The following is a 447-nucleotide window of genomic DNA, read 5'->3' as shown; positions in this document are numbered from 1 at the left end:
ACCCACCGAACACGACGGGACGGAAGCCGAGAACCATTCCTCCAACGGGCAGAACCTTCATTGTCGCCGACTGTCCGCCGGCAGTCGTCCTGGACGGGCAGGAAGGTTTGAAAAGGCTGGAAAGGGAGGTGTGGTCGGCGTCAGCGGGCAACGTTATCCGGTTGTGGCGGTCTCGGGGACTATCTGCGGGGGAAACGGGGCGGGCTGGACGGCCGCACACGGCCGGCCAGCGAGGCCCTGACACGGTCGATCAGAACCTTCTCGGCCTCCTCCTGCGCAAGACCGACGAGGTCGATGTAGACGATGCCGCCGAGGAGGCCCTGTGGAGCGCAGTGCTTCACCCGGACCGGCAGGACCCTCCGCTTCTCACCGTCCGGATCCCCCCGCCAGAACGCCTGCCATTCGGCGGTACCGAACTTCGAGTTCTCCAGGTAGTCAGGGGAGAGC

Annotated in this window: 1 protein-coding gene; it reads right to left on the bottom strand. The window is 65.8% G+C overall.

Annotation, left to right across the window (positions count from 1 at the left end; genetic code table 11):
• Positions 1–179: 179 nt before the first annotated feature.
• A partial coding sequence (locus NBW84_RS17715) for a toll/interleukin-1 receptor domain-containing protein (protein ID WP_250285846.1) occupies positions 180–447 on the bottom strand: 268 nt, incomplete at its 5' end.

This window comes from Protofrankia sp. CiP1_Cm_nod2, from assembly GCF_920664355.1.
Lineage (GTDB): Bacteria > Actinomycetota > Actinomycetes > Frankiales > Frankiaceae > Protofrankia.
The sequence above is the reverse complement of the archived record's forward strand: the minus strand, read 5'-3'. Positions and strand labels throughout refer to the sequence as shown.